We start from the raw sequence: 23,840 nt of genomic DNA on the forward strand, positions 1-23,840 counted from the left end.
CCGACGTCGCGGGCCGAGGGCTAGGAGGGGGTGAGGGCCTTGGCGAGCGCGGGGACCGCGAGATCGCGTTGCCAGTTCCTGGCACCACCGGCGCGCAGGAATGCCTCGATGGTGGCCGACAGTTCGTCGGGGGCACCGACCTCGGTGTAATCGGGCAGTCCGTCCCAGCACAGGCGGCGGACGAGGTCGGGGGAGAGCAGGTTCTCGACCGGGATGGCGTATTCGGTGGACAGTTCACCCATGGCGGCGCGAGCGGAGGTGAGCCGGGCCGCGGCGGCGGGGTCACGGCGCTCCCAGCGGTTGGCCGGTGGCGGTCCGTCGAAGGGCAGGGTGAGCGGGGGCAGCTCGGTGTCGGGGAGCGTGCGGCCGCGTTCCACCGCGCCCAGCCAGTCGCGCGAGTAGCGGCGCTGGCGCGGTCCGCCGAAGACCGGCAGGGCGCGCAGCTGGGCGATGCTGCGCGGTTCGGCGTTCGCCGCGGCGACGATCGCCGCGTCCGGCAGGATGCGGGCGGGGGCGACATCACGGGCGCGGGCCAGTTCGTCACGGGTGGTCCACAGTTCCCGCACGATCGCCAGCTGCCGGGGACGGCGCAGCGTGTGGATGCCGGACGTGCGGCGCCAGCGGTCGGTCTTCGGGGCGGGCGGGTCCATGGTGCGGATGTGCTCGAACTCCTCGGCGGCCCAGTCGAGCTTGCCCTGCTCGGCGAGGTCGGCGGCCACGGTGTCGCGCAGCTCGAGCAGCAGTTCCACATCGAGGGCGGCGTAGTTGAGCCATTCGTCGGGCAGCGGGCGGGTCGACCAGTCGGCGGCGCCGTGCCCCTTGCGCAGTGTCCGGCCGAGCAGATTCTCCACCATCGCCGCGAGTCCGACCCGCTCGTACCCGGCCAGGCGGCCACCGAGCTCGGTGTCGAACAGCCGGGCCGGGCGCAAACCCAGTTCGGCAAGTCCCGGCAGGTCCTGGTCGGCGGAGTGCAGCACCCACTCCAGGTCGTTGACCGCGGCCGCGAGCGGGCCGAGCGCGTCGGTGATCGGGATCGGGTCCACCAGGAACGAGCCGGCGCCCGCGCGGCGCAGCTGGATCAGGTAGGCCCTGGCCGAATAGCGGAAACCGGACGCGCGCTCGGCGTCGACCGCGAGGGGACCGGTGCCCGCGGCGATCGACGCGGCGGCCGCGGCGACCTCGTCGGCGGTCGACAATACGGGCGGCACCCCCTCGGCAGGGGCGAGCAGGGGTTCTGCTGCGGTCGGTTCCTCGGCGACGGGCATAAACGTGAACTCTACGTGGCGATCAGGGGCGGTCGGTGCGGGTATACGACTCCGGTCGCAAATGGGTGATCCCGGCGGGCGGCAACCCGGCGGCGAAGGCGAGCACCTCACAGAACGCTTCCACGTGCCTGCGCATCTCGGTGTTCATGGCCGTCCACGACGCCCGTAGCTCCAGCTGATGGGCACGGGGCGGGCCCGCGATGTCACCGTAGCGGACCGAACTCGTCGCGGTGACCGTGCCGCCGAGCGCGGTGAACGGTTCGCCCCGCGACTCCAGCGAGTCGACCAGCCAGCTCCACGCCACCTCCGGCAGCAGCGGGTCGGCGGCGAGGGCGGCATCGATATCGGCCTGGATGTAGGCGACGAGGCGGAACACACCGTGCCAGGCCGCGTCGCCCTCCGGGTCGTGGAGCAGGATCAGCCTGCCGAAGGCGTCGCCCTCGGAGTCGATCGGCACCACGGCGCTGTCGGGGTGGGTGACCTCCGCTCCGAGCGCGTAGGAGAACGGCGCCAACCGTTGCGGGGGACGGATAGGCGCCAGCTCTATTCGGGGATGCACGGTTGCGGTGCCCATCGCATCGACCGCCGCCCGGAAAGAAGCAGGCTCACGGGGCGTTCCCCCGGTCGGTGCGGCGCCGTCGCGGATGTCGAGCGGTGTCACGAGGAGCAACGGTAGACGGTCGCGCCGCGGCGCCGTCGGAGGCGCGCCGCCTCGCCGTGCCACCGCCGGGCTGCATTGCGCAGCGCGCATTCTCGCGGTCGCGATGATGCACGATGTGCACCGGCGCGGTGGTCCGCCGGAGGTGTGGTGCCGTGCTGCGGCGCCGTCGAACCGTGTCGCGCAGGGTGCGTTCCGGCGCTGTCGCCGAGGCGCGGATCGCGAGGAGTGCCGCGCGGGGAGGTGGCGCTCGCGCCGCACCCCGGCGGTGCGCGATGGCTGGTGGCGGACCGCGCCGCATAGGATGAACGACGATGAGCACATACACCCGCCGCCGGTTGACCGATGCCCCTTTCCTGGCCGCCGCCACCGGCGCGACGCCGAGCAGGCGCCCGGTCTGGTTCATGCGTCAGGCGGGCCGGTCACTGCCGGAGTATCGCGAGCTGCGCAAGGGCATCGGGATGCTCGAATCGTGTTTCGACCCGGAGCTGGTGTGTGAGATCACCATGCAGCCGATCCGCAGGCACGGTGTCGACGCGGCGATCCTGTTCTCCGACATCGTCGTTCCGCTCAAGGCCGCCGGGATCGACCTCGATATCGTGCCGGGTGTCGGTCCGGTCGTGGCGGAGCCGGTGCGCACCGAGGCCGACGTGCGCGCCCTGCCGCGACTGCGACCGGAGGAGGTCGGCGCCGTGGCCGAGGGCGTCCGGCTGCTCACCACCGCACTCGGGGACACCCCGCTCATCGGCTTCGCCGGTGCCCCGTTCACCCTGGCCTCCTACCTGGTCGAGGGCGGGCCGAGCAAGCATCACGAGCGCACCAAGGCGATGATGCACGCCGACCCGAAGACCTGGCACGCCCTGCTCGGGGCGCTCACCGACATCACCATCGCGTTCCTGCGGGCCCAGCTGACCGCCGGGGTCGACGCCGTGCAGCTGTTCGACTCGTGGGCGGGCGCGCTCTCCCTGGCCGACTACCGCGAATTCGTGTACCCGCATTCGGAACGGGTGTTCGCCGAGGTGGCCGCCGCCGGGGTGCCGCGCATCCACTTCGGTGTCGGCACCGGAGAGCTGCTCGGCGCGATGGGCGAGGCCGGTGCCGATGTGGTCGGCGTCGACTGGCGGGTGCCGCTCACCGAGGCCGTGCGCCGGGTCGGCGCCGGAAAGGGCCTGCAGGGCAACCTCGATCCGGCGATCCTGTTCGCCGGATTCGACGCGGTCGAGGCCGAGACCCGCCGCATCCTGCGCGAGGCCGACGAGGCGATCACCCTCGGCGCCACCGGCCACATCTTCAACCTCGGCCACGGCGTCCTCCCCGACACCGACCCGGGCGTCCTGACCGCACTGGTGGAGCTGGTCCACTCGCTCTGACCGCCCGCCCCACGTGGGCCACCCGATCAGGTCTTGGTGATCTCGGCGACATCGGGCAGGGTGCGGCATGGTGACCCTTCGTGTGGTGGCTAACGTCGGGGTATGCGGATCGCGATCATCGGTGGCGGCATCAGTGGGCTCGTCGCGGCATATCGACTGCGGCAGGGGCTCGGGGCGGACGCCGACATCGTGGTGCTCGAGCAGCGCGACCGCGTCGGCGGGGTGCTGCGCACCGGCGAATTGGCCGGGGAGCCACTGGATCTGGGTGCCGAGGCGTTCGTCGGGCGCAGGCCCGAGGTGCTCGAGTTGATGACCGAGCTCGGCATCGCCGATCAGCTCGTCCGCCCGGCGGGCAAGCGGCCGCTCGTCTGGGCGCAGGGTGCGGCGCATCCGCTGCCGGGGCGCACGCTGATGGGGGTGCCGTCCGAGGCGGAATCCCTGCGCGGACTCGTCGACGACGCCACGCTGGCGAAGGTCGCGGCGGAGCCGCAGCGCCCGTTCGCGTGGACGCCCGGCGCCGACACCGATGTGCACAGCCTCGTCGCCGACCGCTTCGGACCGCAGGTGGTCGAGCGCAGTGTCGACCCGCTGCTCGGCGGTGTCTACGCGGGGACCAGCGCCTCGATCGGCGTGCGCGCCGCGCTGCCCACTCTGGCCGCCGCCCTCGACCGCGGCGCCGCGAGTCTCACCGCGGCGGTCCGCGAGGCACTGCCGCCGCCGAGTACCGCACCGGTCTTCGGCGGCCTGCGTGACGGCTACGGTGCCCTGCTCGCCGCGCTCACCGCGGCCGCGGACGCACGGGTGGTCACCACCATGGCGGCGACCCGGCTGGCAGCGGCGCCGGCCGGATGGGTGGTCGATCCGCTCGGCCTCGTCGACGCCGTCGTCGTTGCCACACCCGCCCCGGTCGCCGCCCGCCTGCTGCACTACGTCGCGCCGGTCGCCGCCGCTGCCGCCGCCGGAATCGAGCTCTCCTCCTCGGCGCTGGTCGCCATGGCACTGCCCGCGACTACCGACCTGCCGGACAACTCGGGCATTCTGGTCGCGACCGGTGAGCCTTTGCGCGCCAAGGCATTCACCCTGTCGAGCCGGAAGTGGCCGCATCTCGGTGCCCGTGAGGTCGCTCTGGTTCGCGCCTCCTTCGGCCGCTTCGGCGACGAGGCGCCGCTGGCTTGGTCCGACACCGAACTCGTCGCCGCCGCCGTCGCCGATCTGGCCACGGTGACCGGCGCCGACATCACCCCGATCGACACGGTGGTCCAGCGCTGGCCCGGCGGCCTGCCCCAGTACGCGCCAGGCCACATCGACCGCATCGCCACCATCGAATCGGCCGTCGCCCCACTGGCCGGCCTCGCGGTAGCCGGTGCCTATCTGCACGGTGTCGGTGTCCCCGCCTGCGTCGCATCCGGCACCGCCGCCGCCGAGCACATCCTCGATCGCTGACTTCCACGGCGGCGATCGGTTCGTGCGGCGTCGACATCGGACGGGGACGGACGCCGCCAGCTCGGCCGAGTCAGGTCAAGTGACGGTGCAACTCGATGCCGACCGGCGTGCTCGTACCACCGGCGGTATCGGCGACGAGCGAGCGGGCAGGCCTACCTCGAGCTCGCTCGCCACCCACACCGAGCGCCGGTTCCGCATGCGGCGAGGCCAGCGGGGCCTGGTGCTTCTGACGCCGCCATTCCCCGGTGATCCGGCCGAGCGGTCGGCGGGGCACCTGGCCGACATCCGGTGCCGAAGTGCCCGCCAGGGGTGATCAACCCCGCGTGCGCTCGGCTTCCGACGACTGGCCGCCATGCCGGGCCGTGCTACGGACCCACGCCACTACCAGGCCGCGATCAGCGGGGCCTCGTGCACCCGGCACCGCCACTCCCCGCTGAGCCTGCCGAGACGGGCCGCGGAGCCGACGCCGTGCACTCCCGCGATCCGTCCGTCGCGCATGTCGAACACCACCATGCCGATCACGCGGTCGTCCAGGACGGCCAGCAGCGCCGGACACCCGTTCACGAGTTCGGCGTGCATCGATGGCGAGCCGCCGACAAGGGCACGTTTGGCCGCGGTCGGCTTGAAGCCGGCACGGAAGGCGCGCGCGACCCGCTCGGGGCTGGTGAGCCGGATGAGTCGCTCCGACAGTCCGGCACCGTCGGACACCGCGGTCACGTCGTCGGTCAGCAGGGCCACCAGCTGATCGGTGCGGCCCGAGGACGCGGCGTCGACGAAGGCCTGCACGATGCGATGGGCAGCGGCGCGATCTATGCCGGTACCGGAACCCGAACGGTCCAGCCGTCGCCTTGCCCGGTGCAGATGCTGCTGACTCGCCGACTCGGTGAGCTCGAGGATCTCGGCGATCTCGGCATGGCGGTAGGCGAACGCCTCGCGCAGCACATACACCGCCCGTTCGATCGGGGTGAGCCGTTCCATCAGCGTCAGCACCGCCAGGGTCACCGACTCGCGCTGCTCGACGGTGTCGGCCGGACCGAGCATCGGGTCGCCGTCGAGCAGTGGTTCCGGCAGCCAGGTGCCCACCGCCCGGACCCGCCGCGCCTCGGCCGAGCGCAGCCGGTCCAGCGCCAGATTGGTGACGATCTTGGTGAGCCACGCCTCCGGCACCTCGACGTAGCTCCGGTCGGCCGCCTGCCACCGCAGGAACGCGTCCTGCACGGTGTCCTCGGCATCGGCGGCCGACCCGAGCAGCCGGTAGGCGAGCGAGGCCAGCCGGGGACGGCTGGCCTCGAACCGCGCGACCGCGGCAGTGTCCATGAGCACGAGACTAACCGAGCGCCATCTCGGGCGCCGGGGCCGTGACCGCACGGTATCGGCGATCGAGCTTGCCGAAGGTCGGGTGGCTCACGCTCCAGCCGGACAGGTCGAGAATCGCAGCCTTGATCCGCGCCGCCATCCGGCCACGCAGCGCCCACGACCGCGCCTGCGCGGCACCGTCGACGAGCTGGAAGATGGCGTCCTTGCGGCCCAGGCTGATGTGGTTGCCGACATAGGACAGCGCCGTGGTGGAGATCGACCGCCCGGTCCGGTCCCCGACGATCGCGGCCGTGGCCTGCATGCCGGTGAATCCCGCCGACGCGCACGACATCGGCAACGGCAGCCCGTTCTCCCCGAGCACGAAGACGCTGTCACCGGCCACGTACACCTCGGGATGCGACACCGACCGCATCTGCCGGTCCACCCGGATCCGCCCGTCCGGCACCACCGCGAGCCCGCTCGCCGCCGCGATCGGCGACACCGCGAACCCGGCCGCCCACACGATGGCGTCGGCGCGCAGCGCGGTTCCGTCGGCGGCGATCGCCGCGCCCGGCTCGACCCGCGCGACGGTGGTGTGCTCGTGCAGCGTGATCCCGAACCGGTCGACCGCCCGCAGCAGCTGACCGCGGGCCGACGCGCCGAGCCAGCCGCCGAGTTCGCCGCTGGTGGCCAGGGCGACCCGCAGGCCGGGTCTGGCCTCGGCGAGCTCGGTGACCGTCTCGATGGCGGTCAGATTGCCGCCGACCACCAGCACCTTCCCACCGTCGGCCAGCTTGTCGAGGCGCGCACGAAGGCCGAGCGCCGATTCCCGCGCCGCCACCGGGAAGGTGTGTTCGGCCACGCCGGGCACTGTCTCGTCGGCGCTGCTGCCGAGCGCGTAGAGCAGGGTGTCGTAGCCGAGTTCGTCGACACCGTCCTGGCCCGCCACGGTGACAGTGCGCCGCTCCACGTCGAGCGCGCGCACCCGCGCCACCCGCAGCTCGATCCCGGTACCCGCGAAGACCCGCGCCAGCGGCCGATGCCGCAGCGGCCGTCCGGCGGCGAGCTGATGCAGCCGCAGACGCTCGACGAAGTCCGGTTCGGCGTTGACCACGGTGATCTGGAAATCGTCGGGATGCAGCTTGCGTGCCAGCGTTCCCGCGGCGAAAGCGCCTGCGTACCCGGCTCCGAGGACGACGATGCGGTGCTTCATGATTCGCTCCTGTCTGGTTCGCGTGCTTGCTGAACGAGACAGCCGCCGAATTCCTGACAGCGGTGACGCAGATCACTTCTCGGGCGGGTGGCATCCGGCCCGGCGTGTCAGGAGGGCGCTGCCGATAGCCATGCTGCATGATCGCTCGCTGTGACCAGCACCGGTGAACAGGCGACCCGCACCCTCATCCTCGATCCCGACCTCGGCCCGGTCGAAATGTGCGCGGGTGAGGCGAAGACCGTGACCTCCCTGTTCGGCGGCGACGAATCCTCGCCATGGCACGCCACCGACTGACCGGCCGCCCTGCACCCGAAAACCGCGCAGTGGCACCATGGGTCCATGGCGCGACTCGACTACCAGGCCCTCAACTCCACCATCCGCTACCTGATGTTCTCGGTGTTCCAGGTACAGCCGGGCGTCCTCGGTGACGAGCGCGCCGCCGCGATCAAGGAAGCACAGGCCTTCTTCGACGGTCTCGCCGACAAGGACGTGGTCCTGCGCGGCGTCTACGACGTGGCCGGCCTGCGTGCCGACGCCGACTTCATGCTGTGGACCCACGCCGAACGCGTCGAGGACCTGCAGGCCACCTACGCCGACTTCCGCCGCACCACCGAACTCGGCAGGGCCAGCGCGCCGGTCTGGAGCAATGTGGCGCTGCACCGCCCCGCCGAATTCAACAAGAGCCACATCCCCGCGTTCCTCGCCGGCGAGGACCCGGGCAACTACATCTGCGTCTACCCGTTCGTGCGTTCCTACGAGTGGTACCTGCTGCCCGACGAGGAACGGCGCAAGATGCTCGCCGACCACGGCAAGGCCGCCCGCGGCTACCCCGACGTGCGCGCCAACACCGTGAGCTCGATGGCGCTGGGCGACTACGAGTGGATCCTGGCCTTCGAGGCACCCGAACTGCACCGCATCGTCGACCTGATGCGCGACCTGCGCGCCACCGAAGCCCGCCTGCACGTCCGCGAGGAGATCCCCTTCTTCACCGGCCCCCGCGTCGAGCTCGACAAACTCATCACCGCCCTGCCGTGATATTGGAGCGCTGGCGCGCTCGAGTCGCGGCCCCCTTGGTCCCGTCGATCAGGCACCGTTGCTTGCTCCTTCGTCGCTTGCGCAACGGCGCCTGATCGACGGGACGGGCCGCGACCGTCGACTTCGTCGGCGGACCCTCCTCGAGGTCGGGTCGTGCGGGGACGGGTTGGGCGGTGACGTTGCGGTGTTCGGTGGAGCGCTGGCGAGATCGTGGTTCTGCGTGTCCCGACGAAACCCTCACTGGTCGGGTCGTGGGGGAACGCGTGGTAGCTACGCCGGTTCGGTGGGGTTGAGGCGCAAGGCGATCGAGTTGATGCAGTAGCGCTGGTCGGTGGGGGTGGGGTAGCCCTCGCCCTCGAAGACGTGGCCGAGGTGGCTGTGGCAGTTGGCGCACAGCACCTCGACCCGGCGCATGCCGAGCGAGTCGTCGGGGCGCAGGATCACCGCGTCGGAATCGGCCGGGTCGAAGAACGACGGCCAGCCGCAGTGCGAATCGAATTTCTCGGTGCTGCGGAACAATTCGGCGTCGCAGGCCCGGCAGGTGTAGACACCGGCGGTCTTGGTGTCGGTGTACTCACCGACGAACGGGCGCTCGGTGGCGGCCTCCCGCAGGACGGCGTACTCCTGCGGGTTCAGCTTGGCCCGCCATTGCTGCGGTGTCAGCTGGATGCGTGGAGAATTCATGCTTCCACGCTAATGGTTGTCGCCGGTGCGCGCCGCGATCGTCGCGCCACGTCACCGACCGGTCACTATTTCAGGGCTGGTTCGCGCTCGCCTGCGGGCTCGTCCGGAGTCACCGGATCGTCGGTGCCGCGCGTCGGCGCGGCGACGGGCGCACCCTTGTCGGCACCGTCGCGGGAGTCGGGTGCCGAGGCCATCCAGGCCGGGTCGAGCCCGAACCGCAGCCTGCCTTCGCGGCGTGCGGCCAGGTAGCGGTCGCCGAGCACACAGAACACGACAATGAGCAGCAGCCCCCAGCCGAAGGTCACCCGCAGGTACTCGAGCGCCCTTCCGGTGCTCTGCCAACGGTCCGACAGCCACTTGTCGTAGGTCATGAACCCGAAGATCGCCAACCAGGCGGGCCAGTTGCGCAGCACCGAATTGCGCAGCACCACCGACATCAGGAACGGGAACAGCATCATCGAGTAGTACATCTGGCCCAGCGAGGGCAACACGAACGACGCGGTGAGCAGCACACCCGAGGAAGTGGTGACGAAGAACAGCTCGTCGTGGCGGTAGTACCGGTAGAGCAGCCACAGCGAGACCGCCACCGTCCCCGCCAGCAGCACCTGGATCAGCAGGATCAGCCAGTGCGGCAGCCCGTAGTAGAGGCCGTTGCCGCCGACCGAGCTGTTGAAGTAGTCGCGGGTCTCCGACAGGTAGGGCATGACCTCGGTGAAGTACTCCATCGGGTCCTGCATCAACGGCCAGGCCATCGCGGTGAGCGCCACCGGCACCCCGATGGCGGTGACGAACACCTTCCACTGCCCGCGCGCCGCCGCGATCAGCAGCAGCGGCGCCAGGGTGGGTTTCACCGCGATACTCAAGCCGAGCGCCGCACCGGCCCACAGGTCACGGCGCTGCAGCAGCAGATGCAGGAAGATCAGCTCGGCCAGCAGCAGGCACCCGTTGACATTGGTGAAGACCAGTGTGTTCGTCACCGTCTCCGAGGCGAACATCGCCAGCAGCAGCGCGGGCGCGGCGATCGAGCCGACACCCAGCTTGAACAGCCGCAGCAGCAGATACCAGGCCAGCAGGATGGCCAGTGCGTTCAACCCGATGAACAGCCAGCGCGACAGCTCGTACTCGATCGCCGCGATCGGCGCGATGATCAGCGTGCCGCTCGGCGGATACAGGTAGTGCGGGTCCACGGAATCGAAGTTGGCCGTGTACACCGGCCTGCCGTTCAGGAACTCGAACGAGGCGTTGTACACCGGCCGGTAGTCGTCGGTGACGAAGCCGTTGATCGCCTTGATGAAGACACGGTTCAGCACGGTCATGACCGCGAACGGCCAGAGCGCGAACTTGAGAACTTCGGCGGAGGTGCGCGCGGTACGGGGTTCGAGCTGTCGGAACAACACTCCGGGCACGGTACACCGGATCGGGTTGCGATGGTGTCGCCGGACCCGCCCGACGCGCCGGACCGCGGCCCGGATCAGGCCGGGCAGGCACCGCCGTCGGCGGGCAGTTCGGCGTCGGCCAGGTAGTCGGTGACCGCCTGTTGCGCGCACCCGGAATGCGCGACGACCGGGTGCCCCCAGCCCTGCCAGGTCATGGTGGCGTGCCGGGCACCCGCGGTGCCGAGCGCGCCTGTCACCGAGCCCCCGGCGCCGCCGACGACCGGGTCTGCCACTCCGGCGAACACCAGTACCGGCAGGTCGAGATCGGTGGGCAGCGGCGGCGCGGTCGACACCGGCCAGGCCGAGCACACCATCAGCTCGAGCGCGGCGACCCGGCCGAACACCGGGTATTTGCCCGCCCAGGTCTCGGCCAGCTCGCGCGCCTTGTCCTGGGTGGGCGGCAGCCGGCTGTCGGTGCACCGGTTCACGAACTCGCCGTCGGAGTCGATCGCCGCGGTCTCGCGGGTCACCAGCGCCGCCAGTGGGCCACGGTCGCCGCGCTCGGCGGCGGCGAGGATGTCGGCCAGCGTGTTCACCCGGCTCGCCTGATCGCCACGCGGGCTGGACAGGAAACCGATCAGCGCGGTCGACAGGTCGGCGGCGGTGATCGTGCCGAGCTCGCCCGCCGCGGCCTCGCCCATCAGCGCGGTGACCGCGGCGCGCGGATCGTCACCGAGCGCGCAGCCTGCCGCCCGGCAGCGCTGCGCGAACGCGGTGAGCGCGGCCTCGGCGCCGGTGACGGCGGCCTCGGCCATGGTGGTCGCGTCGGCGCCGACGGGTTCGGGGGAGTCGAGCACGAGCCGGGCCAGGTGGTCGCCGTAGCGGCGCGCGTAGCTCAGCGCGACCTTGGCGCCGTTGCCGGTGCCGATCAGGTTGATCTTGTCCACCTGCCACTGCTTGCGCAGCTGCTCGATATCGTCGGCGGCGTGCGGCGCGTCGAAGGTGCCCTCGTAGGGCTGCAGGAAGTCGCGGCAGGCGATGGTGGCGTCCTGGCTGTATCCGGCGACGGCCTCGACCTGATCGTCGCCGCCGACCCCGGTCTGGCCCAGATCGTGCAGCACCGAGCGCAGCTGGGCGGGGATACAGTCGATGGGCTGGGAGGCGCCGATCCCGCGCCGGTCCACCGCGACGACCGGCTGGGCCGCCAGCAGCGCGCTGTCGGGGCCGACGGCGAGCCCGGCCAGCGTCGAGGCCGAGGAGCGGTCGGCGCCGGAGGTGAGCACCAGCGGCGCGGCGTCGGGTGGCGTCTGTGGCAGCCGGGCGCGCAGCGCGCCCGCGCGGAAGGTGCCGAGCACGGTGCCCGCGGTGTCGATCGGGGTGGCGAAATCGGCGCATTCGAGCACCAGACCGGCGGGGCCGGGCCCCAGCTCCAGCGATTCGAGGGTGGTGGCGGTGCAGTCCGCCCAGGCCAGCTCGGTCTGCGGCACGTCGGCCGTCGCCGGCTCCGGCGTGGTCGGCGCCTCGGTCTGTCCGCCACCGGCACCGGGGCGCTCGACGGCGACGGCGGGCCGATCCGACGGTCCGGCCCCGCAGCCCGCGAGCATGATCGACAGTGTCGCGGCCGTCACCGCGGCCCGAGTCCAGCGCATGCGCTACACATTGCCAGGTTCGGCGCCAGGTTTCATCGACGGGCCCAGCGGGCCAGGACGGTCCCGTCCTCGGCGAGCACCAGCTGCTTGCGGCTCATCGGCGTGTCGAAACCGCTCGCCGACAGCGAGATTCGCCCGCCCGCGCCGCCGACCAGCTTCGGGACGGTGCTCAGGCACAGTTCGTCGACCAGGTCGGCTTCGGCCAGCTGGCCGAACAGGTGCGGACCGCCCTCGCACAGCACCCGCTGCCATCCGCGCTCGGCCAGCACCCGCAGCACCGCGGCGGGCATGATCGCGGCCGCTCCGGCGACCTCCACCTGCGCGCCCGCCTCCTGCAGCGCCGCCACCCGGTCGGGGTCCGCGTGCGCGGTGGTGATGATCAGTGGCGCGACCTCGGCGTCGGTGAACAGCCGAGCCGCCGGATCGAGCCGTGCGCTCGCGGTGACCACCGCGATCGGCGGCGGTGCGCCGTCGGCCGACCCGCCGATCCCACGCTGGAAATGCGCCCGCCGCCGCGCCGGGTCGGGGTGCGCGCCACCGTAGTCCTCCGCCCGCGCCGTGCCCGCCCCGACCACGATCACCTCCGCCAGCTCCCGCAACAGCACGAACACCCGGTGGTCGGCGTCGGTGCCGAGCCCGGCCGACACCCCGTCGACGGTGAAGGCCCCGTCGATGCTGCTCACGAAGTTGGCCCGCACCCAGGGGCGATCCAGCTGCCGCGGATAGGCGTAGCACCGGGCCATGGCGTCGTCGTCGAGGTCTGCGAGCTGGGTCACATTGTGGATACGCTGCATAGGGTCCGATGCAACCACGTCCGTACGATTCGTTCATGCAAGAACGCCTCGTCGATCGCCATCCGGAGGTCCCGGCCGACCAGCTCGTCGCGCAGATGGTGCCCCCGCCCATGTTCGACGAGGTGAGCTTCGCCTCCTATATCCCCGCCCCCGAGGAACCGAGCCAGGCCGCGGCCGTGCGCAAGGCCGAGGAGTTCGCGGGCCAGGTCGCCAAGATCCACAAGGCCGGATCCAGGAAGAGCCTGTTCGGCAAGAAGAAGGCCGTCTCCGGGGCAGGCCTCTACCTCGACGGCGGCTTCGGTGTCGGCAAGACCCACCTGCTCGCCTCGATCTTTCACAGCGCGCCCGCGCCGAAATCCTTCGGCACCTTCGGCGAACTGACCAACCTGGTCGGCGCGCTCGGCTTTGTCAACGCGGTCGAGCGGCTCTCCGGCAACAGCCTGCTGTGCATCGACGAGTTCGAACTCGACGACCCGGGCGACACCACCATGGTCTCGCGCCTGCTCACCGAACTGTCCGCCGCCGGTGTGTCCATCGCCGCCACGTCCAACACGCTGCCGAGCCAACTCGGTGAGGGACGCTTCGCCGCGCAGGATTTCCTGCGCGAGATCAAGAAGCTGGGCGCCATCTTCGAGCCGGTACGGGTGGACGGCCCCGACTACCGGCACCGCGATCTGCCGCCCGCGCCGGAGCCCACCTCGCCCGAGGTGCTGACCGAACGGGCCGCCACCACCCCCGGATCCACGCTCGACGACTACGACGCGCTGCTGAAGCACCTCAGCACCCTGCACCCGTCCAAGTACGGCGCCTTGATCGACGGGGTGTCGTCGGTGTTCATCTCCGGGGTGCACCCGGTGACCGATCAGGCCGTGGCGTTGCGCATCGTGGTCCTGGCCGACCGCCTCTACGACGCCGGCGTCCCGGTCACCGTCTCCGGTGCCAAGCTCGACGAGATCTTCTCCACCGAGATGCTCGACGGCGGCTACCGCAAGAAGTACCTGCGCGCCATCTCCCGCCTGCTCGCCCTGTCGCGGTTCGAGGCCGCCGCCGCCTGAGCGGTCAGGGGCGGAGGCGACAGCGCAGCGTTACCACGTAGCGCCCCGAGCAGGCGATATCGAACACCGCCTGATCCCGATCAGTCGAGCGCGCGCTCGAGGACGAAATCGGAGTGCACCTGGTTGCCGACGAGGAACGTCTTGGTACCCACCCGCACGAATCCGTGCTTGGCGTAGAACCTCTGCGCGCGCTCGTTGCTCTGGTTGACCCCGAGCCACACCGCGCTCGCCCCCGCCTCGCGCGCGGTGGCGACCACGGCGGTCATCAGCGCGGCCGACACCCCGCTGCCGTGGTGGCCGGGCAGCACGTACATCTTGCTCAGCTCCACCACCGCGCCGTGACTCACCTGCGCGGCCACCTCGGGGTCGGCGGGCCTGCCTGACACGAGCATGGCGTATCCGACGATCTCCTCGTCCTGCACCGCCTTGAGCACGGTGCGCCGCGGATCGGAGAGATACTCCCCGAATCGTTCGCCGGAGAGCATCTGCTCGAGGAAGATCTCGATATCGCCCTGGGTGGCCTCCGGCGGGCACGCGAGCGGGAAGGTGGCCGCGGCGACATCGCTGAGCTCCTCGGCATCCCAGAGCCCGGCCCGATCGACGACGACGGAACTGTTGGTCATATTTCCAGTACAGCACGGGTCGCGCCCGTGGCGGTGGCACCGTCACCGTCGTCCCGAGTACTCTCCTCGCCATGACGAGCGGTAGCCGCATCGGGATCGTCGGTGCGGGAGTTGCGGGATTGGCCTGCGCGAAGGTGTTGAGCCGGGCGGGATTCCCGGTCGAGGTGTTCGACCGGGCGCCCGATGTCGGCGGGGTGTGGAGCGCCACCCGCCGGTATCCGGGCCTGCGCGCGCAGAACAGCAAGTTCACGTACCACTTCAGCGACCACCCGATGCCGGAGGACTATCCGCGCTGGCCGGACGGTCAGCAGATGCAGGCCTACCTCGCCGGGTACGTCCAGCAGTTCGGCCTCACCGAGCACCTGCGGCTCGGCACCGAGGTGGTGGCGGCCGATCCGGTCGACAGCGGCTGGCTGCTCGAGATCCGCGACGGCGACGGCGTGCACCGCACCTCCTGCGATCACCTGGTCGTCGCCAACGGGGTGTTCAGCGAGCCGGTGCGGCCCGCGCTGCCCGGCGCCGAGGCGTTCGCGGCCGCGGGCGGCCGGATCTGCCACGTCTCGGAGTTCCACGACGCCGAAAGGGCGCGGGATCGCTCGGTGGTGGTGATCGGCTACGGCAAGTCGGCCACCGATGTGGCCGAGGCCGTCAGCCACCTGGCCGACGAGACCAGCGTGGTCGCGCGCCGCCTCACCTGGAAGATGCCGCGGACCTTCGGCGGCGGCCTCGACTACGAGAAGCTGCTGCTGACCCGGCTCGGCGAGGCGCATTTCGCCGCGCGGGAACCGCATCGCACCGAACGCCTGCTCGACTACCTGCGCCTGCGCGAAGCCAACCTGGACTTGATCCAGGAACGGGTCACCCGCAAGCTGCGGCTGCGCGAGCTCGGGCTGCTGCCGGAGGGCCGGTTCGAGCGGATCGCCACCGGTACCGCCGCGCTGGCCACCGAGGGCTTCGCCGAACAGGTCGAGGCAGGCCGGATCTCGGTGCACCGCGACGCCGAGGTGACCGACCTGATCGGCGGGCAGCACGGGCCCGCCGTCCGCCTGTCCGACGGCACCCTGAAGCTGGCCGAGATCGTCATCTGCGCCACCGGGTACCGCCAGGAGGTGCCGTTCCTCACCCCGTATGTGCGGCGCGCGCTCACCGACGAGACGGGCGATTTCCGGCTCTACCGCAATATCCTGCCCGTCGACGTGCCCAACCTGAGTTTCGCCGGCTACAACACCTCCCAGGTGAGCGCGCTCGGTGCCGAGGTCGGCGCGCATTGGATCGCCGGGCTGCTCACCGGGAAGTTCGTGCCGCCGATGGCCGAACAGATGAACTCCGAGATCGACGAGCGCCTGGCTTGGTCGCGCGAACGCACCGAGGGCCACCACGCCCACGCCACGTCGGTCCTGCCGTTCTCGCTGGCCAATATCGACGAGATGCTCGACGATCTGCGCACCCCGTTGCCACTGACCAGCAGGCTGGCGCAGTGGGTGCGGCCGGTGCGGCCCGCGTCCTACCGCCGGGTGCTGCGGGAGCGTCCGGTGCCCGTCGCGGCCGCGCCCGCACCGGCACAGGTAGCCGAGGGATAGCCGACACGCCGGACCGGTCCCGGCGCAACACTTGGTGCCGATCGTTGCGTTGGTGATAATCCTCGCGTGGACGCGCTGGATCTGAACCTGTTACTCGCTCTCGACGCACTCCTGGACACCAACAGCGTCACCGAGGCGGCCCGGCGCCTGCACACCTCGACCTCGGCGATGAGCCGCACTCTCACCCGATTGCGTGAGGTGCTCGGGGATCCGCTGCTCGTGCGTTCGGGCCGAGGGCTGGTACCGACGCCGCGGGCGCTCGAACTGCGCCAGGACGTGGCCGGGCTGGTGGAGCAGGCGCGATTGCTGCTCACCACCCGCGATCCCGGCGAAGCGGGCCGCACCCGCGATTTCGTCGTCCGGGTCGCAGATCCGGTGGCCGTGCGCCTGACCGGACCGCTGCTGGCCGCGGTCCGCGCCGAACTGCCGGGGGTGACGGTGCGGGTGCTCGCCGCCGATCCGGCCGATGCCGCCGTCGCCCTGCGTGACGGTCGCGTCGACATCGAGGTGGGCATGATCGGCCGGACCGACCCGGAGACGGTCGTCAAGAGGCTGTTCGCCGACCGCTGGGTTGGCGTGGCCGCCGCCGACCATACGTTCGGCGGCGAGCGCCCCACTGTCGCCGCCTATGCCTCGGCACCGCACCTCGAGGTGTCACCGACCGGCCGCATGCACAGCCCGATCGACGACCGGCTCGCCCTGCACGGCCGCACTCGCCGAGTGGTCGCCACCGTGCCCGATCTGTCCACCGCCCTGCTCACCGTCGGTGCCACCGAACTGGTCTGTCCGGCACCGGAAGTGCTGTCCCGCGCGGCCCGCGCGGCCCTCGGCCTGACCGTGTTCGAGATCCCGCTGCCGCTGCCCGCCCCCGTGATCGCCATGGCCTGGCATCCGCGCAACACCGCCGACGCGGGCCACCGCGCGCTGCGCGATCTCATCGGGGCCGTCCTGCACGAGGCCACCACCCCGGAACCGGTGCCCGTCGGCTGAATTCAGCGCGGATCCGTCGGCGGCGCGAACACATCCCTCGGTCCCGGCGGCAGCCCCGCCGACCGCTTCAGCTCGTCCAGCATCGCCTGCAGCTTGTCGACCTGCGCCCGCTCGATATCGAACGCCCGGAACGTTCCGGTGACGGTGATCCCCGCCGGATCGGTCGCCGTCGGCGGCGCCGGCTCGGTCCGCGCCCCTACGGGATTCCGGTCGGTCGGCGGGTCGAGCTCGGCGGGGCTCGCCGCACGCCGATCCGGCACCGCACCCGTCATCCCACGCCCATCCGTCGACGAGTGTCCGGAACCCCGCTGCTCGACCGGCCCGCCGTACCCGTTGCGCGACGCGGGGAGGCGGTCGTCGTCCGTGCCCGCCGACACGAGACCGTTCCGGCCACGCGACCCCGCCGAGATGTCGGGCGCCTGATCCCCCGACTGGACATATCCGTTCGACTGGCTCGAGCCATCCGGGTGGCCGCGGTCCTCGCGGAGGGGCAGTCCGCCGGGTGCTGTGGTGCGGTCTTCGAGCGAGCTGCCGTGCGGTGCGTGGTGACCGCTCGCTGCCCACGGGGCGTGCCCGCCGGGCTGCCCGGTGTCGGCGCGATCGTCCCGCGGCGCGAACGCTCCGGGCTCGGCTGTGAGCTCTGCGGTGTCCACCACAGGCGGCACGCGGTCGGCACGACCGCCGGACTCCGACGGCGTGGTGAAGGCCGCGCAGGCACCGGGACCAGCAGGCACCGACCCCGCCACCGGCGGCGATGGTGTCCGTTGACCCACCGGTAGCGCCCGCCCGGCCCCCGGCGTGCCCTCCTGTGTCGACCCCGCTGCCGCCGCGGAGGCGCCATCGGGTGCCGAACTTCCACTACCGGTGGGTGCGGTGATGCCCGTCGAATCCCGGAGTGCGGTCCCATCCTTCGGGGCGATCGGCTCGCCGAAAGGTGCCGACGGCCGGTTGTCCTCCGGGTTCTTCGGCGCGGACAGCCGCGCGGGCGCAGCCGCGGAGGTCCGTCCCTGGCCGCCCGTGACCTCGGCCCGGTCGTGCCCGTCCGTGGTGAATCCGTTGCGGGCGTACCCGTTACGGACCGGCGCGGCGCCCGGCCCGTCCTCGTCGGCGAAACTCCAGGTGATCCCGTTGACCGTGCCGCCTGCTGTCCCGGACCCCGCCCCTCTGGGGTCCGCTTCGGCGGTGGAGACTCCCGCCGTCCCGGTGGTCAGGCCCACCGCTCGCGGGTCGCCCGGCTGCGCGGTGCCGACCTGGCTGCTCATCGGTTCCACAGCCTGTCGGTCGGCAAGGAGACCCGGGTCGGTTCCCGAACCGGAGTCGGTGACAGTGGCGGCGTGGTTCGTGGCGGTCGGTGGTGCCACCGCCTGATGTTCGGCTCGGACAGGGGTATCCGTTCCTCGGGTGCTCGCGAGGGAGCTGGCGCCGGTCTCGCCGCTGGTCGGAGTGTCCGGCCGTCCGGTTGTCCACGCACCGGAGCCGACGGCCGGGCCTGCGCCGGGGATCTCCGGGACGGCGATGTCGGTCGGGTGGTCGGCGGCGCCCGCTGCCGGACCGGCCGGAGATGCCACAGCACCGAGGTGTGCGCCACCCCGATCGCCACCGATCCCGGCGCCCGGCGCGGCCTCCGGACCCGACGAGCGATCACCGGTGACGGCGGTGTCGCCGAGGACACCCGCGGTACCGGTTCGGTTGCCTCCCCCTGCCAGGCCGGTGCCTACGGCTCGGTCCACGGCCGCGATGGCGTCGTGGCCGCCAACCGAATTCATCGGGGTGGCACCCGATGCTTCGCCGATCACCGAACGGTCGGTGCGGGTCGGTGCGGGGTCGGTGCCGTTCGTGCCGACAGCCGCCGGGTGTTCCGCAGCCCCGGACGTACGGGTAATCGGCTGTGCCGCTGCCATATCGCGGACGGCGGAGGTACCTCGACGTTCAGCCCCCGGACGGTGACCGGTGTCGGGATCCTGGTCCGAGGACCGCTCAGCCGCGTGATCGGTGGCGGCGTTCGCGGCTGCCGGTTCGGCCGCGAACTGCCGACCGCCCGCCTCGGCAGGTAGTCGAGTGGCTCCGGCATCCAGGGCGGATAGCTCGGCTGCACCCGACCACGCCGAGTCCTCGGCCGAGCCGTTCCGGCGCTCGCCCGCCGCGAGCGGAGCCGAGCCGTTCCGGCGCCCACCCGCCGGGGGCGGAGCGGACTCGGTGATCCGCGCCGCGGTCGATCCGGGACCGTTGCGCGCGCCGTTCCCGACCGCCGAACCCGACCGCGCGGCGGCGGCATTCGAGACCAGCAGGGCGATCGCCGACTCCGCGTCGGCCGATCCGAGCCGCTCGTCAGGTATCCCGGCGTCGGCCGCGAGCGTCACCTCGTCGACCACATCGTTGTGGCGAACCGAACCATGCCGCCGATCGGCCGCGGCACCGTTCGACTCGGCCGCAGGTACCGCATCCCGACCGGTTGATGGCGAACTCTCTCCGGTCTGCCCCATCTCCTCCGGCGGCGTGAACAACGACCGCGACACCGCGTCGCCGCCACGCGGAATCGGCGGCGCCGTGATCGGCCAGGTGGGATCGCCTAGGTGATCGGTGCGGCTGTGGCGGCGATCCAGCGGGGGACGGGCGTCCTCGGCCGCTTCGGCGGCGGCCCGCTCGGCGGCCTCCCGAACCTCCCTGCGGGTGCGCGCCGACCGCCCGGTGCGCGGCGGGGTGTCGCCGCCGTCGAGCGCGTCGAGCCGGGAGCTGAGCCGCGAAATGTCTTGTGACGCATGGAAGGCCCAGGATTCGAGCCGGTGGATTCTGGTGCGTTCGGGCAGATCCTCGTCGGCGGGGAAGGTCGGCACTTCCTGCTGCACCCGGGCGGCGACGACATCGAGCTTGTCACTGACCTCACGCAGTGCCGCGGCGATGCTCGCCAGCATCGACCCGATGGACTCGTCGTGCTCAGCGTGGTTCATGCGCACCCTACTTCCCGTGCTCGGCGAGCGTGCCCGCCCCGGCCGCAGCGATCATATCCACCGTCGCCGCGGCCCGTGCTCCCGCGATGGTCGCCGACGGGGTTCGGCGACGCGCCGAACGGAATCGAAATCCGGACGAAATAGACGGGCAACAAGCCCGGTCCGTGTATCGAAATGATCAAGATCTCGGAGGTATTCCGGGACGTTGGCACAATGAAATGGCTTGATATACAGGCGGAGTGGCGTGTGTGATCTCGATCACCGATCGGTGACGCACCCGAACGCGGGTCAAGGGGGCTGGCGGCGTGTCGTCGGCTGCGGGAACCTGGAACCACGGCGAGGGCACTGGCACCGCCAGGGTCCCGGGTGAGGGAGAGATGGTGTGCGGACGAAGCGGCGAAGCGACACCCAGGTAGCGTGCGGACGTCGGGCGCTGCTGGACGAACTCGGGATCTCCGAGGGCACCCGGCGCGCGGCCCCCGAACGCACCGGATACGGCTGCGGTTGCCCCGAATGTGTGGCACGGCAGTGGAATACGCAGCGTCTCGAGCACTGGATCTGCGGCAGGCTCACCGCGGCGGGTGCCGACGAGGCCATGGTGGACGCCCGGATCGATGACATCCCCGTCGACGTCTATTGGCGGCGCGGCGATCGGCGCTGTGTGGTGGAGGTGCGCACCGGCCCGCTCGACATCACCGCCGCGGGCGCGCACCGCGAGCGCCTGCGCGCCGCGGGCATCGACGACGTGCTGTGGGTGTGCCCGCAGGGTTACTGGGTGCCGCTGGCGCCCGCGGTCGGGATCGCCGATTTCGCGCCGCCCGGCGGCGACTACCGGATCGATCAGGGCATGCTGACCGCGGGGGAGTCGGGGTTCGCCGCGCCCGCGCGGGCATCGACACAGTTGCGTGAGGTCCTCGCGGGCTGGGTGAGCGGGGAGATCCATTGGGGCCATGTGGATCTGCGGACAGGAGGGTGGGCCGAGGTGGGCACCTGGGAACGGCATACCGCGGCGCAGGCCGCCATGATCGAGCAGCAGCGCAGGCAGTTGCGCGACCAGCGGGTGGAGCTGGCGGTCTCGCGGCAGACGGTGCGGGAGAAGCAGAAGCTGGTCTCCCGGCTGCATCACCGGATCGACCGGGCGGGTGTCGAGGCCGACGCCGAGGCCATCACGATGGCCGGGGTGCGCAGCGAACTCCTCGCCCAGCAGCGGGTGGCGGCGGCGCTGCGGGCCAGCATGCGGCAGATGGATCGCACGATCAATCAGTGGCAGTGGCTCACCTGCTGCGCGATGCTGCTGGTGGTCACGGTGCTGGCGGGCGCGCTGGTGATGCGCTGAGCCGCATCGGGGCCCGGTCCCAGCACCAGTCGTTGCGCAGCACCAGCCCGGCCAGGTCGAGTAGTTCGAGACCGGTCTCGGCGCGCACCGCCTCCAGTCCGCGCAGGTCGTAGGGGCCGCGGGCCAGGTCGGCGGTGAGGCGCTGTTCGACGGTGGGCTCGATCCGCCGGGCGGCCACCGCGGCGGGGTCGAGCGCGCTACCGGTCCAGGTGAGCCAGCCCCAGCCGTTGGCGTGCGCGTGCGCCCGGCCGAGCTCGGTGTGGATTCGGTTGTGGTGGAAGGCGATCCGGCCCAGCGGGACGACGTCGACGAGCACGATCCGGCCGTCGGTGAGCTGAGCGGCGACCGCGGGATAGTGCACCTGGTCCTGATCGCCGAACCGGTAGGTGAGCGCCGTCGGTTCTTCCTGGAAGGCGGTCACCGCGTCACTGGTGTCGAGCCCGCGCAGCAGTCGCGCGGCCAGCGCCGAGTCGTAGGCGACATCGCGGCCGACGGTGGCCAGGTAGAAGCGGCCGCGCCCGTCGTCGTCGGCGTCGGCGACGCGCGCCGACACGGTTGGCAGCGGCGCAGGCGGTCTGTCGGCAGGCCAGTCGACGGTGTCGAGCAGGGGGCCGAGATCGCCGGGTTCGGCGAGGGGGTGCAGCTTGGCGAGGATGCTGGCGGTCTTCTTCTGCCAGCCCAGGATTCGCTGCATCACGTATCCGGCGACCCGTTTGGCGTCGCCCTGCTCGTGTCCGGCCAGCCGCAGCTTCAGATACGACCACTCCATCGCCACCAGATCGGTGTCGGTGGCGTAGGTTTCGGTGAGCAGCTGCCGCACCAGGCGCAGATCGCCCGATTCGCGTGGGTAGCGGTGCGCGAATACCGCCGCCGACCGGTGGCCCGTCTGCGCCGCCTCGCGCACCAGCCGCCCGACGGCCTTGGCGTAGAGCTGACGGACCCGGTCGCGGGCCAGGTCGTAGCGGGCGCCGATGCGGGTGAGCGTTTCCGGGCGCACGCCGCCGAGACCGAGGCGCAGGGCCACGATCCTGGCGTCTCGCGCGGCGCGTTCGGCGTGCGCGGCCACCAGTTCGGCGACCAGCTCGTCGAGCTGTTCCAGTTCGAAGGACACATCGGCGGCGATGTCGTGGTCGAGTTCGCTTCCGGCTCGCACCCGCTCTCCTCCCGCTCGGCGGTGTCGGGTCAGCGTAGCGGGGGCCACCGACAGCTCAGATCGCGGTGATGTACTCGCCGTAGAACAGGCAAAGCCCGATCGCGGCCGCGATCCCTGCCAGTACCCAGAACCGGATGATCACCGCCGTCTCGGGCCAGTTGTTGAGTTCGAAGTGGTGATGGAACGGCGCCATCCTGAACAGCCGGGTGTGGGTGGTGCGAAAGACCACGATCTGCAGCACCACCGACATGATCTCGGCGACGAACAGCGCGCCGAGCACTACCGCGAGCAGTTCGGTGCGGCTGGTGATCGACAGCCCGGCCACCAGCCCGCCGAGCCCGAGCGAGCCGGTGTCACCCATGAAGATCTTGGCCGGTGCCGCGTTCCACCACAGGAATCCGATACAGGCACCCGCCGCCGCGGCGCTGACCACGGCGAGGTCGAGCGGGTCGCGCACGTTGTAGCAGCCGCGGACCGGTTCGAGTTCACAGGAGTTCTCGAACTGCCACAGCGTGATCACCACGTAGGCGCCCATGGTCAGGCCCATCGATCCGGCGGCGAGCCCGTCGAGTCCGTCGGTGATGTTGACCGCGTTCGACCAGGCCACCACCAGCAGGCAGATGAACGCGACGAAAATCAGCGAGCCGAAGGCGATGGTGTCGATGTCACGCACATAGGACAGGTTGTTGCTGGCCGGGGTGAGTCCGGTGGCGCCGGGGAAGCGCAGCACCAGCACCGCGAACACGACCGCGGCGCCGATCTGGCCGAGGTACTTGCCCGCGGCCGTCAGCCCGAGGTTGCGGTGTTTGCGCAGTTTGATCGAGTCGTCGAGGAAGCCGACCATGCCGAGCGCCGAGGCGAGCAGCAGCACGAGCAGACCGGAGACGCTCGGTCCAGGCGCGTCCCAGAGCAGGCCGATCAGATGCGAGCCGAGGTACCCACCCCACACGCCGGCTCCGATCGCCAGCCCACCCATGGTCGGTGTGCCGCGTTTACGTTGATGGCTGGACGGCCCGTCGATCCGGATCTCCTGCCCGAACCCGCGCCGCGCGAACACCCGGATCAACACGGGGGTGAGGGTGATGGTGACGACCAGGGCGATTCCCGCCGACAACAGGATCTGCCTCAACTGCCCGCCCTCCGCACCGCCGGTCCGCACACACCATCGCCGGCCCGGCGGCGACGCCGTGAGCCGATCCTAGGGGAGGGGCGTCCCCGTCCGGGCCGGGAGTGACCCGGGTTACATCGACCGCCCCGGAACAGCAAGAAGGCCCCGGTCGAAACCGGGGCCTTCTTGTGGTGCGCGATACTGGGATTGAACCAGTGACCTCTTCCGTGTCAGGGAAGCGCTCTCCCGCTGAGCTAATCGCGC

20 protein-coding genes and 1 tRNA gene are annotated in these 23,840 nt (G+C 71.4%); 8 read left to right on the forward strand and 13 right to left on the reverse strand.

Features of this window, described 5'->3' with window-relative positions; all coding sequences use genetic code 11:
* Nucleotides 1–20: 20 nt before the first annotated feature.
* Both ACFOW8_RS17785 and ACFOW8_RS17790 read right to left on the reverse strand, forming a co-directional pair.
* The gene (locus ACFOW8_RS17785; protein WP_378551740.1) at nucleotides 21–1,265 is read right to left on the reverse strand and encodes an HRDC domain-containing protein; all 1,245 of its coding nucleotides are present in this window, start codon (nucleotides 1,263–1,265) and stop codon (nucleotides 21–23) included.
* A 22-nt stretch (nucleotides 1,266–1,287) separates the two neighbouring features.
* Nucleotides 1,288–1,839 (reverse strand): DUF3000 domain-containing protein, encoded by a 552-nt coding sequence (locus ACFOW8_RS17790; RefSeq protein ID WP_378552089.1) that lies wholly within the window; start codon nucleotides 1,837–1,839, stop codon nucleotides 1,288–1,290.
* Between the two features lie 398 nt (nucleotides 1,840–2,237).
* On the opposite strand from ACFOW8_RS17790, the gene hemE reads away from it, so the two are divergent.
* Both hemE and ACFOW8_RS17800 read left to right on the forward strand, forming a co-directional pair.
* Entirely contained in the window at nucleotides 2,238–3,293 is a 1,056-nt protein-coding gene (gene hemE, locus ACFOW8_RS17795; protein ID WP_378551741.1) for a uroporphyrinogen decarboxylase, read from the forward strand.
* Between the two features lie 102 nt (nucleotides 3,294–3,395).
* Nucleotides 3,396–4,736, forward strand: coding sequence for a protoporphyrinogen oxidase (locus ACFOW8_RS17800; protein ID WP_378551743.1), 1,341 nt, complete (start codon nucleotides 3,396–3,398; stop codon nucleotides 4,734–4,736).
* Between the two features lie 381 nt (nucleotides 4,737–5,117).
* Here ACFOW8_RS17800 and ACFOW8_RS17805 read toward each other — a convergent pair whose 3' ends face one another.
* Entirely contained in the window at nucleotides 5,118–6,053 is a 936-nt protein-coding gene (locus tag ACFOW8_RS17805) for a sigma-70 family RNA polymerase sigma factor (protein WP_378551744.1), read from the reverse strand.
* A 10-nt stretch (nucleotides 6,054–6,063) separates the two neighbouring features.
* Nucleotides 6,064–7,245, reverse strand: coding sequence for an NAD(P)/FAD-dependent oxidoreductase (locus ACFOW8_RS17810; RefSeq protein WP_378551745.1), 1,182 nt, complete (start codon nucleotides 7,243–7,245; stop codon nucleotides 6,064–6,066).
* A gap of 150 nt (nucleotides 7,246–7,395) precedes the next feature.
* Between ACFOW8_RS17810 and ACFOW8_RS17815 the strand changes: the two genes are divergently transcribed.
* Both ACFOW8_RS17815 and hemQ read left to right on the forward strand, forming a co-directional pair.
* Nucleotides 7,396–7,539 carry a hypothetical protein gene (locus tag ACFOW8_RS17815; RefSeq protein ID WP_378551746.1) on the forward strand — a complete coding sequence of 48 codons (144 nt, stop codon included), beginning with the start codon at nucleotides 7,396–7,398 and terminating at the stop codon, nucleotides 7,537–7,539.
* 45 nt (nucleotides 7,540–7,584) lie between these two features.
* Entirely contained in the window at nucleotides 7,585–8,280 is a 696-nt protein-coding gene (gene hemQ / locus ACFOW8_RS17820; RefSeq protein WP_378551747.1) for a hydrogen peroxide-dependent heme synthase, read from the forward strand.
* 270 nt (nucleotides 8,281–8,550) lie between these two features.
* Here the strand turns inward: hemQ and msrB are convergent, their stop codons facing one another.
* The 4 genes from msrB to ACFOW8_RS17840 all read right to left on the reverse strand — a co-directional run bounded on the left by msrB (nucleotide 8,551) and on the right by ACFOW8_RS17840 (nucleotide 12,783).
* Complete coding sequence (gene msrB, locus ACFOW8_RS17825) at nucleotides 8,551–8,964, reverse strand: peptide-methionine (R)-S-oxide reductase MsrB (RefSeq protein ID WP_378551748.1); 414 nt, start codon at nucleotides 8,962–8,964, stop codon at nucleotides 8,551–8,553.
* A gap of 65 nt (nucleotides 8,965–9,029) precedes the next feature.
* On the reverse strand, nucleotides 9,030–10,361 hold the full coding sequence (locus tag ACFOW8_RS17830; RefSeq protein ID WP_378551749.1) for a glycosyltransferase family 87 protein: 1,332 nt from the start codon (nucleotides 10,359–10,361) through the stop codon (nucleotides 9,030–9,032).
* 74 nt (nucleotides 10,362–10,435) lie between these two features.
* Complete coding sequence (locus tag ACFOW8_RS17835) at nucleotides 10,436–11,989, reverse strand: alpha/beta fold hydrolase (RefSeq protein WP_378551750.1); 1,554 nt, start codon at nucleotides 11,987–11,989, stop codon at nucleotides 10,436–10,438.
* A 32-nt stretch (nucleotides 11,990–12,021) separates the two neighbouring features.
* Nucleotides 12,022–12,783 (reverse strand): pyrimidine reductase family protein, encoded by a 762-nt coding sequence (locus tag ACFOW8_RS17840; protein ID WP_378551751.1) that lies wholly within the window; start codon nucleotides 12,781–12,783, stop codon nucleotides 12,022–12,024.
* 35 nt (nucleotides 12,784–12,818) lie between these two features.
* Between ACFOW8_RS17840 and zapE the strand changes: the two genes are divergently transcribed.
* On the forward strand, nucleotides 12,819–13,838 hold the full coding sequence (gene zapE, locus ACFOW8_RS17845) for a cell division protein ZapE (RefSeq protein WP_378551752.1): 1,020 nt from the start codon (nucleotides 12,819–12,821) through the stop codon (nucleotides 13,836–13,838).
* Nucleotides 13,839–13,918: 80 nt separating this feature from the next.
* Here zapE and ACFOW8_RS17850 read toward each other — a convergent pair whose 3' ends face one another.
* The gene (locus tag ACFOW8_RS17850; RefSeq protein ID WP_378551753.1) at nucleotides 13,919–14,461 is read right to left on the reverse strand and encodes a GNAT family N-acetyltransferase; all 543 of its coding nucleotides are present in this window, start codon (nucleotides 14,459–14,461) and stop codon (nucleotides 13,919–13,921) included.
* Between the two features lie 71 nt (nucleotides 14,462–14,532).
* On the opposite strand from ACFOW8_RS17850, the gene ACFOW8_RS17855 reads away from it, so the two are divergent.
* Nucleotides 14,533–16,041: a flavin-containing monooxygenase gene (locus tag ACFOW8_RS17855; RefSeq protein ID WP_378551754.1), complete on the forward strand. Its 1,509-nt coding sequence runs from the start codon at nucleotides 14,533–14,535 to the stop codon at nucleotides 16,039–16,041.
* A 66-nt stretch (nucleotides 16,042–16,107) separates the two neighbouring features.
* Nucleotides 16,108–17,031, forward strand: coding sequence for a LysR family transcriptional regulator (locus ACFOW8_RS17860; RefSeq protein ID WP_378551755.1), 924 nt, complete (start codon nucleotides 16,108–16,110; stop codon nucleotides 17,029–17,031).
* Between the two features lie 2 nt (nucleotides 17,032–17,033).
* Here the strand turns inward: ACFOW8_RS17860 and ACFOW8_RS17865 are convergent, their stop codons facing one another.
* Nucleotides 17,034–19,979: a hypothetical protein gene (locus tag ACFOW8_RS17865; RefSeq protein WP_378551756.1), complete on the reverse strand. Its 2,946-nt coding sequence runs from the start codon at nucleotides 19,977–19,979 to the stop codon at nucleotides 17,034–17,036.
* Between the two features lie 382 nt (nucleotides 19,980–20,361).
* On the opposite strand from ACFOW8_RS17865, the gene ACFOW8_RS17870 reads away from it, so the two are divergent.
* Nucleotides 20,362–21,315 carry a hypothetical protein gene (locus tag ACFOW8_RS17870; RefSeq protein WP_378551757.1) on the forward strand — a complete coding sequence of 318 codons (954 nt, stop codon included), beginning with the start codon at nucleotides 20,362–20,364 and terminating at the stop codon, nucleotides 21,313–21,315.
* On the opposite strand, the gene ACFOW8_RS17875 is transcribed toward ACFOW8_RS17870, so the two are convergent.
* The 3 genes from ACFOW8_RS17875 to ACFOW8_RS17885 form a co-directional block, all read right to left on the reverse strand.
* Nucleotides 21,281–22,468 (reverse strand): sigma factor-like helix-turn-helix DNA-binding protein, encoded by a 1,188-nt coding sequence (locus ACFOW8_RS17875; protein WP_378551758.1) that lies wholly within the window; start codon nucleotides 22,466–22,468, stop codon nucleotides 21,281–21,283. The genes ACFOW8_RS17870 and ACFOW8_RS17875 overlap by 35 nt on opposite strands.
* A gap of 55 nt (nucleotides 22,469–22,523) precedes the next feature.
* Entirely contained in the window at nucleotides 22,524–23,597 is a 1,074-nt protein-coding gene (mraY, locus tag ACFOW8_RS17880) for a phospho-N-acetylmuramoyl-pentapeptide-transferase (protein ID WP_378551760.1), read from the reverse strand.
* 168 nt (nucleotides 23,598–23,765) lie between these two features.
* Nucleotides 23,766–23,840: transfer RNA gene (locus ACFOW8_RS17885), tRNA-Val, on the reverse strand.

The sequence above is a fragment of the Nocardia rhizosphaerae genome (assembly GCF_042650365.1).
Taxonomy (GTDB): Bacteria; Actinomycetota; Actinomycetes; order Mycobacteriales; family Mycobacteriaceae; genus Nocardia; species Nocardia rhizosphaerae.

What these genes read in the sequence shown, in the direction of transcription:
- ACFOW8_RS17865 (WP_378551756.1), bottom strand. Translation starts at nt 19,979, where the DNA reads ATGAACCACGCTGAGCACGACGAGTCCATCGGGTCGATGCTGGCGAGC.
- zapE (WP_378551752.1), top strand. Translation starts at nt 12,819, where the DNA reads ATGCAAGAACGCCTCGTCGATCGCCATCCGGAGGTCCCGGCCGACCAG.
- ACFOW8_RS17805 (WP_378551744.1), bottom strand. Translation starts at nt 6,053, where the DNA reads ATGGACACTGCCGCGGTCGCGCGGTTCGAGGCCAGCCGTCCCCGGCTG.
- hemQ (WP_378551747.1), top strand. Translation starts at nt 7,585, where the DNA reads ATGGCGCGACTCGACTACCAGGCCCTCAACTCCACCATCCGCTACCTG.
- hemE (WP_378551741.1), top strand. Translation starts at nt 2,238, where the DNA reads ATGAGCACATACACCCGCCGCCGGTTGACCGATGCCCCTTTCCTGGCC.
- ACFOW8_RS17855 (WP_378551754.1), top strand. Translation starts at nt 14,533, where the DNA reads ATGACGAGCGGTAGCCGCATCGGGATCGTCGGTGCGGGAGTTGCGGGA.
- ACFOW8_RS17850 (WP_378551753.1), bottom strand. Translation starts at nt 14,461, where the DNA reads ATGACCAACAGTTCCGTCGTCGTCGATCGGGCCGGGCTCTGGGATGCC.
- ACFOW8_RS17800 (WP_378551743.1), top strand. Translation starts at nt 3,396, where the DNA reads ATGCGGATCGCGATCATCGGTGGCGGCATCAGTGGGCTCGTCGCGGCA.
- ACFOW8_RS17835 (WP_378551750.1), bottom strand. Translation starts at nt 11,989, where the DNA reads ATGCGCTGGACTCGGGCCGCGGTGACGGCCGCGACACTGTCGATCATG.
- ACFOW8_RS17790 (WP_378552089.1), bottom strand. Translation starts at nt 1,839, where the DNA reads ATGGGCACCGCAACCGTGCATCCCCGAATAGAGCTGGCGCCTATCCGT.
- msrB (WP_378551748.1), bottom strand. Translation starts at nt 8,964, where the DNA reads ATGAATTCTCCACGCATCCAGCTGACACCGCAGCAATGGCGGGCCAAG.
- ACFOW8_RS17840 (WP_378551751.1), bottom strand. Translation starts at nt 12,783, where the DNA reads ATGCAGCGTATCCACAATGTGACCCAGCTCGCAGACCTCGACGACGAC.
- ACFOW8_RS17810 (WP_378551745.1), bottom strand. Translation starts at nt 7,245, where the DNA reads ATGAAGCACCGCATCGTCGTCCTCGGAGCCGGGTACGCAGGCGCTTTC.
- ACFOW8_RS17785 (WP_378551740.1), bottom strand. Translation starts at nt 1,265, where the DNA reads ATGCCCGTCGCCGAGGAACCGACCGCAGCAGAACCCCTGCTCGCCCCT.